Raw genomic sequence first — 12,164 nt, 5'->3', positions numbered from 1 at the left:
GTGAAAACATCTGCGAGTGGCCAAAAAGGACGGCCCCAGCGGGGGATGCTGGGGCCGCCGTGCAGCCTCGCCGAGCGCGGGGGGCAACCAACGCCCGACGTGAGGTGCAAACGTCCGCCGACACTGCCCGTTCCAGTGGCCTGTTTTGGTTTTGCGAGTGTCCTATTTCGGCCAGTACCAGGATTTAGGCGCTGGCCTGTTTTATCGCCTAGTGGCCTAAGTTGATTTTCAGAGTGGCCTGTTTTGATTTTACAAAATGGAAACCAAAGCCTTAGCCGATGTTCTCGGTAGGACTACTGAAGGGCCTTCGGATGTTCTGGACCCATCAGTTCCTCTGAGTCTCGATCTATTCTCAGGTGGATTGACTTGGATCAACGGCGTGACTGGAACCCTTTCGGTTCGACAGCATGGAACTCCTTAAGCCCTTCTAGCTTACCTACTCCGGTCGCCACACCGGAGGAAAATGCGAGATGAACCGGCTACTGCTCAGTGGATTTGCTGCCAGCACCCTAATTCTATCTTCAATCGTGTCGGCTTCGGCGCTCCCCGTTGCGTCGCCCGGCGCGCTGGGAAACTCAGATTGCGCAATAATTCAGGTCAGGGGCGGCCATGGTCATGGCGGCGGACACGGTTGGGGTCATCGCGGCGGTCGCGGCCATCACTATGGATGGGGTAGAGGTCGCGGTCATCACTACGGGTGGCGACATCGTCACTGGTAAGCAATATCACGCGCGTTTCGAGAGGCCGCCTCAGTTGGCGGCGAAGGCTATCCTGTTTCGGCCAGTACCAGGATTTCGGTGCTGTCTGTATTTAAGCCCCTGTGTCCTAAATTGATTTTTGAAGTGTCCTAGTTCGGATTAAGCGAACGGAAGCCATGGCTTAGCGGACGTTCCCGGTAGGACTACCAAGCGGCGATCACGGAATGTTCTGCCGTCCCTATCAGCTCTAATGAGGCCATAAGACTCACTATGCAGTTTGTGCCAGTTCCCGGCGTTCTCGGTGGTGAACGGAGTTCCGAAAGTCGATATTGCCCGTAGAGTTCCAGATGCGATGATCCGCCTAGGCTTAGGCGGGGAATAGTCCGATGAAGGACATGAAGGCGCACTTGGAGAAGCTTCGGGTTGAGGCTGAGGAGTGCGAACTAATCAGCAAGCTCGCGACCAACGCGACCAAGAAAGAGCTGTTCGCCAAACTGGCGGCTCACCACCGCGCGCTGGCCGACGAGGTTGAACGGGCGATCAGCTCTAGCCCCATTGGCTAATGCGCTCCCAGGAACCTTACATTCACTTGACAATTAAACTCCCCGTTCCGGGCAGGGAACCGAACGAGGGAAAGGAAGCAATGGGTTCGAAACGTCGCCGTGTGAAGCAGACGCTTTCACTTGAAGAGAGGCTTGCCCGACGTGCCAATGAGCTACGTGAACGGGCTCTGACGCTACAGCCAGGTACCGAAAAGGAGGCGCTGCTGAAGCTTGCACGCCAAGCTGAAATCGGCGCGGGCATGACCGAATGGTTGCGTGCCTCCAACCTTCAATCGCAGACCTGACTGTAAGGCCGCCTCAGTTGGCGGCCTGTTCTGCGGGCGCCGACCTGTTTCCAACCTCGCCTTATTCCGCGTTCTAGGCGCATAGATTTTGATGATTCACAACTCGTTCTCAAATCCGAGAGGAGAGGAACGGCGGTAACCTATGCTAGTTGACGAGCACATCCCAACCGCAACGGCGCGGCAATGTGCGACAAATGCAAAAAAATCGACGAGAAAATCGCCCACTATCGAGGATTAGCGTCTCGCGTTACGGACCGGATCGCCAGCGACGGAATCAAGCAACTCATTGAGGAACTACTTGCTGAGAAAAACGGCGTCCACCCTGAAGTCCACCTGGTTCGGGTCACGACAGACGACGGGAGTTTGCAGATTTGGATGGCCGTCACGAACCGGGATGAAGCGGTGGACCGTGTCCTTGACGTCATTCCGGAGGGCTGGGCAGCCAGCTTAGTCGAACGGCGGCTAAGCCCCGAGCATATAGCGGAGTTGGACATGAAACCGGGAGAAGTCCGGCAACAACAGCTATCTTGATTATCGCGCCGAGAGGCGCCTCAGTTGGCGGCCTCTTTCATTTCAAAGGGCGGCTGACAGGTTCGCCATCTCGCGCTTATAGCGATCGACCGACGGGTTAACCTCCAATCGCTGACCTTCCACGATGTACTTTTTGCCACTTTCCAATTTTGCCAGCGGGATTCGTTGATTGCCGCTGATACGACCGCTCGAATGGAAGTCGTCCAGCAAGTAGAAGCATTTGCTAACATCCGACTCCGAGAACACATGCGCGTATTCTTTCGCGATGTTTAGCGCTTGTTCGATAAAGAACCGCGTCGAACTATCGGGATTGTTCGGCTTCTGCCGATTCCAGCCACAATGCGTCATGACAATCGCATGCACCTTCGGCAGATGCTCTATTCCCGCTTGCGCATTGAACTTTTGGAAATCCATGTTGGAATCGACAAGCATCTTTAGCGTCAGACGCAGCGCTTCAATCGAAGTAACGAATGCAACCGTAATTTGCGTTGACTGCATCACCACACGCGAAGTCCAGCAAGCCAATGACGACGGGATCGCTGTAGACGGGGGCGGCTACTACCTGTTTTTGGCGAACGAGGCCGAGCCTAAGCAGCCCATCCAAATCCTCGCCAAGTTCGTGTCAGAGAGAGAGAGGCGGGCCGGTTCGCACGGCTCCTCTCGTCCAGATCAGCAGCCTAAAGAAACGGCCCCAGCACCCCTTGGAGGTGATGCTGAGGCCGTTCCTCATTCCAGCCTTGCCGAGCCGCCGATGCAATGATTAGGCGCCCCTCTGGGCCTTAAAAAATTGTCCTTAATGAAACCCGCCATGCCCAGTGCCGGGATGATCGAATCAAAGCGCGAGCCAGTCAATTAACCTGAGTGAATCAAACGTAAACAAATCGTCCGGATGCTTAACGGTCGGGGTGTCCTAATTCGTTCCTGCGAGTGTCCTAACTAGGACAGCACCAGGATTTAGGCGCTAAGCATATTTCAGCGCACGGATCCGCAATTGGATTTGAGAATTTCGCCGTTCGGATTAAGCAAAGGGAAACCATGGCTTAGCCGATGTTCTCGGTCGCACGGCCCGTGTGGCGATCACGGGATGTTCTAACGGTCGCCGGCTTTTTATACGGCCATCAGTCAATATGCAGTTTGTGCCAAACGCCCGCAGAATTATGCACGCTTCTAGGCATATAGATTTCGATGGTGCCCAATTTGTTCGCGGCTCTCTGGCTGCCCGCGAATTTGAACCGTGAAGTGCTTTGGCCAGGCTGGCCAAACGCCATTGCCCGCAGCCGCCTCGGGTTCGCGCGGCTGCTCTCTTCCGGATCGCTGGTGTAAAGGAGCGGCCCCAGCGAGTGGGCACTAACCGGGGCCGAGTTGCACTTTGATCGTCCCGATGCTGCCCGGCAGGAACAGCACCCGAACAGATGATAATTCGGAGTGCGCTGCGCTCGTTCCTATTCCGGTGTATCCGGGTCCCCTCCGCGAGTGCCCAACAGGGACGGCACCGGTTGCACGCGCTTCGCATCGGATGGAGCGAACGGAAACCGCGGCCTGGCCGATGTTCTCAGTAGGACTACCGAGACGGCATAGTAAATGTTCTAGCCCCATCATTTTCCATAGGACGCCATCCGTTCTTGCTGCACGCCGAGGCCGAGCCACTCGGGTTGGTCACCGTGATAGCCAATTTGGGACATGTCCTCTGGCACAAATTGTATAGACTTCCAGCCATCAGGATTTTGCACACCTTTCCTGGGGCTAGGGCCAACGCCGTCCGCAGCTATTTCAAGCGGGCGGCGTTGTGCTGTCCGCCATCCGATCGGCTGAAAAGGTCAGCGCTCCGGAACGCGGCGTAAGCCAGTTTTCGGACCGTTTGGATAGCGGTCCGGCGCGATCCGTAGTTCTCCGGGCCAGAACAAAGTTCCGCGCGCAGGGGGATCCGCCCTCGCCCCAAGTGCCCCGGATAATCAACGAGTTACCGGCGGATTTGGAGACGACGGCGCGCGATTGGCACAATCTGCATACTACCTTGGTACCCCTCCTGACCCTCAAAAAAACTACGTAGCCTTCATGGGAAGACTCGGGTTCCGCCAGAGTTCGTAACATTGACTCGCCGGGGCCAATGCCAGATTTCGCGCCGCGAGACATGGCGTGCCGCCGGCGGATGGATCCACTTCGGGATCCACAACCGCGCCCGGACGGGCACCGCGGTTCACAACATCGCTTTACGGGTGTTAATTATTGCTACAACCTTTAGTTTAATTATCGAGGACCGCCATTCCTTCGCGGAACCGTTCCAGATGATTCACAAGGGCGTCGAATTCAGCGTCACGCAGGTCACGGCCGGCGTCTGGAAATGGCGTTTCCAGATCGGAGACCGGGTCTTCACCGGCAAGACCGAAGCGAAACTCGACCTCCTGGCGATCCGCCGCGTGCAGCTGCGGATCGACCGCGAGCTGAACAATCTCGGGCTGGGACGCCCCCGCGGGCAGAGCGATCGGGATTGAGGCGCAGCCGGTTTCGACCGGCTCCGCTGCACCGGCCAAACAGGCCGCGCGCGTCAGTCCGCGCTGGCCAGCCGCCGCATCGTGAACTCGATTTCGCCGCCGGGCAGCTCACGCCAGCTCTCGACCGCGCTCATATAGGCGGCCTTCGGATAGCGCTTGAGAAAGGCGCGCGCCCGCAGGCGGGCCTGATCGCGCGGCAGGCTGAAGGTCTCGCGCAGATAGCCGTCATCCGGCTTGCGCCGCGCAGCCATCCGGCTGGCGAGATCGCGCGGACGAAACACCATTGCCGCAACTCCGGACCAACTGACGACGCCCCCAATATAGGGGCGACGCGGGGAAAATCCGAGTCTGCGGGAGCCGGCGAAGCAGGCCCGAACGGGGCTTATTGGCTGCGCTGCGCAGAGCCTGCGGGCTGCGCGGAGCTTCCGGTCTTGGTCTTCGGCTTGGCCGGGTGGGTGGCCGCCTTCGGCGCATCGCTGCGCACCGCGCCCCAGGGATCGGACGATCCCTTGGCATCCGGGATCTTGCTCAGCGAATCCTTGTAGGCCCGGTCGTTGACCGCGTCCCGATCCTTCTCGTCCTGGGTCTTGGTCTTGACCTCAGGCATCAGATTGACGTTCGGCATTTGCGCATAGGCCGGCGCCGACAGCAGCACCGCGACCGCAACTGCGCACAAAACTCTCATCACAACGCTCCCTGCATTTTCGCCAGCGGTATATCACCGCAAGAAAGCTGCCGCCAAGCGCACCCGTCCCTGCCCTAGAGATGGTCTGACTTGCAGGATTTCGGCGACTGCATCCAGTCGTCCCAGATCGGACCGCATCGCGTGCAACCACCAAGCGCAAGCCCGATCGCGATCACGCCGCCCAGCAACACCAACCTGCGGAACATGTACGCCCCCAACGCTGACGAAGGGCAATTGGGCGCCGAAACTGGGGCATTTTCAAGCCGGGCACGGCGCTTGCAGCGCAGCGCATGCGCCTCGGAACGTAGCGCACGCGCGACGGTTTGACCGGGCGGCTCTGCAAATTACAGTGCGCAACAAAGCAGAAAAGGAATCGACGACATGACTTTGGCGATGAGCTGGGACGAATGGACGCGGCATGACGGGACGGCGCTCGCCGAGCGCGTCCGCAATGGCGAGCTGACGCCGCGGGAGCTGGCGGCGCAGGCAGCCGGCGCCGTCGCCAAGGTCGATCCCAGGCTGTCGGGCGTGGTCGAGCTGTTCGACGACGTGATCGCAGATCCCGCGCGCGATGGCGCCGACCTCAACGGCCCGTTCGCCGGCCTGCCCTTCCTGATGAAGGACCTCGGCCCCACCTTGAAGGGACGGTTGCAGGAAATGGGCTCGCTGATGATGCGCGGCAACCGCGCCGCAGCCGACACCTTCCTGACCACGAAACTGCGCAAGGCCGGCCTCAATTTGATCGGCCGCACCACGACGCCGGAGTTCGGGGTCTGCAGCTCGGCCGAAAACCCCGCGGTCTATGTCACGCGCAATCCCTGGAATACCGACTACACCACCTGCGGATCGTCGGCCGGCAGTGCGGCGATGGTCGCCGCCGGCGCGGTGCCGATCGCGCATGCGACCGATGGCGGCGGCTCGATCCGGATTCCCGCCGGCGTCAACGGCAATATCGGACTGAAAGTATCACGCGGCGTGTTCTCGCTCGCGCCGCATCTGTCCGATCTCACTGGCCTCGTTTCGATCCAGGGCTGCCAGTCGCGCTCGGTGCGCGACACCGCAGCCTTCGTCGATGCGTGCCGCGGACCTGCGCCCGGCGAGTTCATGCCGTTCTGGACCCCGCCGGAGCCGTATACAGCAATGATCGCGCGCGACCCCGGCCGGCTCAAGATCGCGTTGTCGCACACCTGGGGCGACTATCGCGCGACGCCGCATATCGCCGCCGAGCTCGAGCGGGTCGGACGCTTCCTCGAAGGTCTCGGCCATCAGGTCGATTACGCACTGCCGTCGCTCGACTACGCGGAAGCCTTCGCGGCGCAGACCACCTGCTACATCAGCAATTTCGCCGTCGTGATCGGCAACATGCTCGCGGCGCGCGGCCTCGAGCGGCCGCCGGCGGACCTGATCGAGCCGATCAACATCCGCATCTGGGAGCATGGCCGCGACTTTAGCTTCGCCGATCGCGCCCGCATGCAGGCCGTGTTCAACACGACGGCGCGCGGCTTCGGCACGTTCTTCGAGGATTGGGACATCATCCTGACGCCGATCACGGCGCTGCCGACACCGAAGGTCGGCACCACGGAATATCTCACCATCAGCGACAATCCGTCGGTGCTGGACTGGTTCGGCAATCTCTGGCGCAACTTCGCCTTCACGCCGCTCGCCAATCTCTGCGGCATCCCGGCGATCTCGCTGCCGCTCGCGACCAACGAGCACGGCTTGCCGCTCGGCATCCAGGCGATCGCAAAACAGGCCGATGACGGCCTCCTGCTGCAGCTCGCTGCCCAAATCGAGCGGGCGATCGACGGCAAGTGGAATGCCGGCCAGACGCCGGGCGTGCATGTCACGCGCAACTAGGCGATAGGTAGAGAACAATAAATCAACAGGGAAACGGGACGTCATGCAGCAGGCCGGTGAATTCGGGATCGACGAGGCGCGACGGGTGCTCGGCGACGTCTTTGCGCCGTGGGTGCAGGATCTCAATCTGTCGATCGAGCAGTTCGAGTTCACGCCGCCGCCCGGCAACGCTGCCGATTGGCAGCCCGGCGCCATCCTGCGCATGCCGTTCTCGGAGCGGCTGTGCCGTAATGGCGGCATCGTCTGCGGCCAGGCCCTGATGGCGTTCGCCGACACCGCGATGGTGCTCGCCAACCTCGCGGCCAACAAGGGCTATCGCCCGATGACGACGGTCGACCAGACCACGCACTTTATGCGCGCGGTGACCGCCTCCGACGTGCTGGCCGACGCCCGCGTGGTCCGGCTCGGCCGCACCATGAGCTTCGGCCGCGTCACGCTGTCCTCTGCCACCGACAACAAGCCGGTGGCGATGGTATCGAGCGCGTTCGCGATGCTGCCGGGATAGAGCATGATCCGGAAAAGTGCGAAGCGGTTTTCCGAAGAGATCATGCTCAAGCAACGTTACTTGCCGAGCACGGCTTCGGCGGCGTTGACGATGCTGATGGTCGGATTCTTTCCGCAATAGGTGCCGAACTTCTTGGCGTTCTCGGTAAACACCTCGGTGTCGATGATCGCCTCGTCGGAATCGCCCTTGTACCAGCCGTCCATCCAGACCAGCACCATCTTGATGGTGTCATCGCCGCCTTCAACGAACTGCTTGCAGGTCATGGTCGAGAGATCGAGGACGGTGGCGCTAGCCGGCGCGGACGACAGCGCGAGCGCGGCGGCAAGCATGATCGAGGCAGTGATCTTCATCGCAATCTCCATGGGCAAATGATCTGAAATGAACAGCTCGCTGGAAGCCCAGCGCGTCCGTCGCGACCTCGTAGGCGAAGCGTCGCGGCGAGCGCAAGCATGACATCGCGCGCGTTCGTCTGCACGTCGTTTCGATGCACGGATTGAGAAGCGATGTCGCCGATTTGTCATGCAGCGGCGCAACGCGCGCGCCGCTGAACTACACCGCGTTTGCGCGACGGCCCCGCCGCCTGCGTCGCAGCAGCACGATGAGCGCAGTCAGCGCGATCAGCGTCAAAGCAACCTCGATCACCTTGAGCACGAACCGTCCGCCGGGACGATCGATCAAGCGCGTCCACAGCGAAGCGCTCTCGCCCTGGCGCGGCAGGCGAAATGCCACCACGCTGTCGCCGATCGATGTGCCGCCTTCGGAATGGCCGCCGGCGCCGATCACGACATACTGCTCGCCCTTCCACAGATAGGTCATCGGATTGGCGACGCCCGGCACCGGAAGCCGGCCGAGCCACAATTGCTTTCCCGACTTGACATCGAACGCGCGCAGATAGGCGTCCATCGCGCCGGTGAACACCAGTCCGCCCGCGGTGATCGCGACGCCGCTGAGCAGCGGCGTGCCGGTATTGAGCGCGATGCCGAGCGGCGCGAGATCCTCGCTGGTGCCGACTGTCGAATGCCAGAGCACCTTGCCGGCCTTGAGATCGACCGCCACCGTCTCGCCCCATGGCGGCTTGTTGCATGGCGAGCCAACCTCCGTGCTCGCCAGTGCCCGCGACATCGCAAACGGTGCGCCCTGCTGCTGGCCGAAATCATGGCCGGACGGCGGATTGAAGCCCTTGGCCTGGTCGCGCGGAATCAAGGTAATGATATGCGCCGCATGGCTGACATTGGCGAGCAGGATCTGGTTGACCGGATCGAACGCCGCGCTGCCCCAGTTCACGCCGCCGCCGGTCATCGGATAGACGATCGTGCCTTGCGTCGACGGCGGCGTGTAGAGCCCCTCATTGCGGGATTGCGCGAACAGCTTCTCGCACGCCGCGCTGCCGACGCCCGGCAGCATGCCGCCGACATCATCGACCGTCATGCGCTGCGTCAGCAATGGCGGCACATGGGTCGGAAACGGCTGCGTCGGCGACAGCTTCTCGCCCTCGGCGCCGTTCTGTGGCACCGCGCGTTCCTCGACCGGCCACACCGGCTCGCCGGTATCGCGATCAAGCACGAATACAAAGCCTTGCTTGGTCGGCTGGATCACGACGTCACGCATGCCGTTGCCGGTGTCGATCCGCGCCAGCGTCGGCTGCGCCGGCAGGTCGTAGTCCCAGACGTCGTGATGCACGGTCTGGAAGGCCCAGGCGAGCTCGCCGGTCTCGATCCGCAGCGCGACCACCGAATTGGCGTGCTCGTCATTGCCGGGGCGCTTGCCGCCCCAGAAATCGGGACTTGGCGATGTCGTCGGCAGGAACACCAGGCCCCGCTCCTCGTCCACCGACATCGGCGCCCAGACATTGCTGTGGCCGGCCTCGACGCTGTCGTGCACCAGCGGATCGAAGGTCCAGCGCGGCTGGCCGGTCCGTGCATCGAACGCGCGTACCGCGCCGACCGGCGCGTCGACCCGCCGGTTGTCGCCGATCGCGGACCCGACCACGACCACGCCGCGGCCGGTCACCGGCGCCGACGTGATCTGAAATTCGCCCGGCCATTCCAGCTTCATGCCGGCATCGATCTTGATCTCGCCGCCATTGCCGAAATCGGCGCAGGGCTTGCCGGTCCTGGCATCGAGCGCGATCAGGCGCGTGTCATTGGTGCCGGTGAAGATGCGTGACTTGCAGGCCGCGCCTTCGGCCGCACGATCATCCGTCCAGTGCGCGACGCCGCGGCAGACGAAGCGGTTGGCCGGCCGCTGCGCCATGCTGATCTTCGGATCGAAACGCCATTTCTGCGCGCCGGTGCCGGGATCGAGCGCGATCACTTCGTTGAACGGCGTGCAGAAGATCAGGCTGTCCTCGACGAACAGCGGCGTCACCTCGAACTTGGTGCGCTTCATGACCTCGGGCGGGCGAGCGTCGAGATCGCCGGTGCGGAATTCCCAGCCGCGCACCAGCGTGCCGACATTGTCCGCCGTGATCTGCGTCAGCGGCGAGAAGCGTTGTCCCCCGCGGTCTCCGCCCCAATACTCCCAGGCGAGCACCGGTTGCACGCAAAGCACCAGAGCGGCGAGCAGGCGAAACAGGGACCGCATTGCGTCCTCCCGCAAGATGCGATCATTGGACGCCGCATCTCATGCGGGAAAGCCTTTACGCGATTGGCGCCTCAGTATCCACCCCTGTGATAGCCGCCGCCATAATTGCCGCGATAGCCGCCGCGGATGCCAATCCCGATTCCGATCGGCGGTCCGACAGGCTCGTAGACCACGGCCGGAGGCGGCCGGCGCACCACGACGACGTCATCCTCGACCACGACGCGCGGCGGACGCTTGCCTGCACGCCGCGGCGGATCGGGATCGGCGCGCTTCTTCGCCGGCGCGGCGGCCTTCTGCTGCTCCGGCGGCGCGGCGTTGCAGGGACACGTCGGCGCCGCCAGCGCGACATTGGTCGCGGGCACGCTGAGCGCTGTGGCCGGCGTCAGGTCGGGACGGTAACGCAACCGTTCGATCATCTTGCGCGCGGTGGCCGTGAGATCGCTGTCGGGATTCAGCACGAGGAAACTGCGATAGGCCGCCGCGGTGTTGGCGAGAACAGCGTCGTTCCACGCCACCATGCGGCGATGCCGGTCGAGCCAGTCGCGCGCCTGCAGGCCGCGCGGCGTGCCGGCGAAGATCGCGGCGAAGGCTTCATAGGCTTGGTCGGTGCCATCAACCACGATCAGTTCGTTTGCAGCCTCGATCGGCTTGCCCTGCAATTCGCGCTTCCACTCGTCGACGGTGCGCTTGGTCGCGGCCGGCGCCGGCGTGGCCGCGGGCGAGGATGATGGACCTGCCATGAAGCGGAAGTCGTCGGTGAGCGATGAGGAGTCCCACGGTGTCTGGCGGCCATCGGTCGCCTTGTTCACGGCAAGACGAACGCGCTTGAACGTATCCTCGATCGGGATCCCCGGCTCCTTCGCCGAAGCCAGCAAGGCGGTCGTATAGGGGCTGTTGGCGCCGCTGCCGTCCTCGGCCTCGGCGCCCGGTGACGTCGAGAACGACACGAAGGTGCCGGGCGCGCCGACCTTGGCGTCGATGATGGCAAGCCCGTGCCCCGCGGTCTTGCCGAGTTCGGGGAAGGGATTGTTGCGGCAGGCATCGAGCAGCACGATGCGCATCCGGCTCGGCACCGAGGTCAGCGTATTCAGGATGTCGTTGAGACGAACCGCCTGGATCGGGATGTCGGCCTCACGCTTCGGATCGACGTCGACCGGCACCAGATAGTTCTCGCCATCGATTTGCAGGCCATGCCCGGCATAGAACACCAGCGCCACGGTGTCGGCGCCCTTCGCCGCCACTTGCCCGGCGAAATCGCTGATCCGGGCGCGCATCTCATCCTGGGACAGATCCGATGCCGTCGTCACCACAAATCCGGCATCCGTCAACATCTGCGACATAGCCTTGGCGTCGTTGGCCGGATTGGGCAGCGCGGGCACCGACTTGTAGGCGGACTGCCCGATCACCAGCGCCAGGCGGCTTTCCGCCGATGCCGGCACGGCACCGAACAGGATCGCGGCCGGAACGATCAGGCTGAGGAGCGAACGGCGAAGCATGGCGGCCTCCGACAAATGACATCGGAGATGGGTCGAAAGCCGTCAGGTGAAGGTTCATGCCGCGCGGCAATGTGCTGCCGCCGACGTCGATTATTATGTCGAGACACCGCAGGGACCCGATGAGCCACCGATGAGCGGCTAGTTCAGCTGACTACTTCGGTTTCTTGGCCGGATCGGCGGCCGGCTTGGTGACGCCCCAGGGATCGTATTTCTCCTTGGGCTCGGGGATACGATCGAGCGCGGCCTTGTAGGCCTTCTCGTCGATCTTGGGCTTCTGCTCCGTCTTCCTGTCGTCGCCTCCGCCGCCTCGCCGGCCCTGGGCCAGGGTCGGTGTCGCGATCAGCGCCAGAATGACTGCAGCAACCGTGAAGCTTTTCATGTCAGTCTCTCTCCCCCGCCGCCGTAGAAACATCCGGCAACACCTCTACCCGAAGATAACTTGTCGCTCGACGTTTGTTGATCGACAAAGC

Annotated in this window: 14 protein-coding genes; 6 read left to right on the top strand and 8 right to left on the bottom strand. The window is 62.4% G+C overall.

The genetic code is table 11. The annotated features are described in order from the left end of the window. Positions 1 to 1,084 precede the first annotated feature (1,084 nt). The 3 genes from AKN84_RS48020 to AKN84_RS13950 all read left to right on the top strand — a co-directional run bounded on the left by AKN84_RS48020 (position 1,085) and on the right by AKN84_RS13950 (position 2,076). Positions 1,085 to 1,261, top strand: coding sequence for a hypothetical protein (locus tag AKN84_RS48020; RefSeq protein ID WP_167351847.1), 177 nt, complete (start codon positions 1,085 to 1,087; stop codon positions 1,259 to 1,261). 80 nt (positions 1,262 to 1,341) lie between these two features. Beyond that, on the top strand, positions 1,342 to 1,545 hold the full coding sequence (locus AKN84_RS13955) for a hypothetical protein (RefSeq protein WP_050421282.1): 204 nt from the start codon (positions 1,342 to 1,344) through the stop codon (positions 1,543 to 1,545). 183 nt (positions 1,546 to 1,728) lie between these two features. Beyond that, entirely contained in the window at positions 1,729 to 2,076 is a 348-nt protein-coding gene (locus tag AKN84_RS13950) for a hypothetical protein (protein WP_050421263.1), read from the top strand. Between the two features lie 42 nt (positions 2,077 to 2,118). On the opposite strand, the gene AKN84_RS13945 is transcribed toward AKN84_RS13950, so the two are convergent. Continuing rightward, the gene (locus tag AKN84_RS13945; RefSeq protein WP_128970767.1) at positions 2,119 to 2,580 is read right to left on the bottom strand and encodes a hypothetical protein; all 462 of its coding nucleotides are present in this window, start codon (positions 2,578 to 2,580) and stop codon (positions 2,119 to 2,121) included. 1,781 nt (positions 2,581 to 4,361) lie between these two features. Here AKN84_RS13945 and AKN84_RS13935 point away from each other — a divergent pair. Beyond that, positions 4,362 to 4,568 (top strand): hypothetical protein, encoded by a 207-nt coding sequence (locus AKN84_RS13935; protein WP_050421259.1) that lies wholly within the window; start codon positions 4,362 to 4,364, stop codon positions 4,566 to 4,568. Positions 4,569 to 4,621: 53 nt separating this feature from the next. Here the strand turns inward: AKN84_RS13935 and AKN84_RS13930 are convergent, their stop codons facing one another. The 3 genes from AKN84_RS13930 to AKN84_RS13920 form a co-directional block, all read right to left on the bottom strand. Next, positions 4,622 to 4,852, bottom strand: a complete 231-nt coding sequence (locus tag AKN84_RS13930) for a hypothetical protein (RefSeq protein WP_050421258.1) — start codon at positions 4,850 to 4,852, stop codon at positions 4,622 to 4,624. Positions 4,853 to 4,950: 98 nt separating this feature from the next. Continuing rightward, positions 4,951 to 5,253, bottom strand: a complete 303-nt coding sequence (locus tag AKN84_RS13925; protein WP_050421257.1) for a hypothetical protein — start codon at positions 5,251 to 5,253, stop codon at positions 4,951 to 4,953. Between the two features lie 74 nt (positions 5,254 to 5,327). Next, on the bottom strand, positions 5,328 to 5,459 hold the full coding sequence (locus AKN84_RS13920; protein ID WP_050421256.1) for a hypothetical protein: 132 nt from the start codon (positions 5,457 to 5,459) through the stop codon (positions 5,328 to 5,330). 175 nt (positions 5,460 to 5,634) lie between these two features. Here AKN84_RS13920 and AKN84_RS13915 point away from each other — a divergent pair, with 175 nt between their 5' ends. Together AKN84_RS13915 and AKN84_RS13910 are read left to right on the top strand one after the other, a co-directional pair. Beyond that, a complete protein-coding gene (locus tag AKN84_RS13915; RefSeq protein WP_050421255.1) occupies positions 5,635 to 7,110 on the top strand; it encodes an amidase in 1,476 nt (491 codons plus the stop codon). A 43-nt stretch (positions 7,111 to 7,153) separates the two neighbouring features. Further along, on the top strand, positions 7,154 to 7,615 hold the full coding sequence (locus AKN84_RS13910) for a PaaI family thioesterase (RefSeq protein WP_050421254.1): 462 nt from the start codon (positions 7,154 to 7,156) through the stop codon (positions 7,613 to 7,615). Positions 7,616 to 7,671: 56 nt separating this feature from the next. On the opposite strand, the gene AKN84_RS13905 is transcribed toward AKN84_RS13910, so the two are convergent. The 4 genes from AKN84_RS13905 to AKN84_RS13890 all read right to left on the bottom strand — a co-directional run bounded on the left by AKN84_RS13905 (position 7,672) and on the right by AKN84_RS13890 (position 12,073). Beyond that, entirely contained in the window at positions 7,672 to 7,965 is a 294-nt protein-coding gene (locus AKN84_RS13905) for an HdeA/HdeB family chaperone (RefSeq protein ID WP_050421281.1), read from the bottom strand. Between the two features lie 199 nt (positions 7,966 to 8,164). Beyond that, positions 8,165 to 10,198: a pyrroloquinoline quinone-dependent dehydrogenase gene (locus AKN84_RS13900; RefSeq protein ID WP_050421253.1), complete on the bottom strand. Its 2,034-nt coding sequence runs from the start codon at positions 10,196 to 10,198 to the stop codon at positions 8,165 to 8,167. Positions 10,199 to 10,269: 71 nt separating this feature from the next. Next, positions 10,270 to 11,694, bottom strand: coding sequence for a caspase family protein (locus tag AKN84_RS13895; protein WP_050421252.1), 1,425 nt, complete (start codon positions 11,692 to 11,694; stop codon positions 10,270 to 10,272). A 151-nt stretch (positions 11,695 to 11,845) separates the two neighbouring features. Further along, positions 11,846 to 12,073 (bottom strand): hypothetical protein, encoded by a 228-nt coding sequence (locus AKN84_RS13890; protein WP_035650624.1) that lies wholly within the window; start codon positions 12,071 to 12,073, stop codon positions 11,846 to 11,848. Between the last annotated feature and the right edge of the window lie 91 nt (positions 12,074 to 12,164).

This window comes from Bradyrhizobium tropiciagri (assembly GCF_001189845.1).
In the GTDB taxonomy this organism is placed as follows: Bacteria; Pseudomonadota; Alphaproteobacteria; order Rhizobiales; family Xanthobacteraceae; genus Bradyrhizobium; species Bradyrhizobium tropiciagri.
Note: the sequence above shows the minus strand (reverse complement) of the source record. Positions and strands in the feature narration are given on the sequence as shown.